Here is a 228-nt window from a genome sequence, read left to right on the forward strand (position 1 = left end):
GCCAGGCCTGGGAACGGCTGCAGAAGATGCGGGGCGCCTTCAGCCGCGTGCCGGCTAATGTCGCCACGGCCGTGCTCACCCCGTCCGCGCGCCGGCGCGCGCAGCGCCGCAGCCTGCTGTCGTTGATGGGGATGGGCCTGCTGGCCACCGGCACCTATGGCGTCATGAGGTCAGGGGAGTCGGACATCTGGCAGACCGCGACCGGCGAGCTGCGCCAATTTCAACTGG

1 pseudogene is annotated in these 228 nt (G+C 70.6%); it reads left to right on the forward strand.

Features of this window, described 5'->3' with window-relative positions:
* A pseudogene (locus tag SB771_RS37605) lies at positions 1 to 228 on the forward strand (transmembrane sensor); the annotation flags it as partial.

This window comes from Burkholderia sp. SIMBA_051 (assembly GCF_046534915.1).
GTDB classification, from domain to species: domain Bacteria; phylum Pseudomonadota; class Gammaproteobacteria; order Burkholderiales; family Burkholderiaceae; genus Burkholderia; species Burkholderia ambifaria.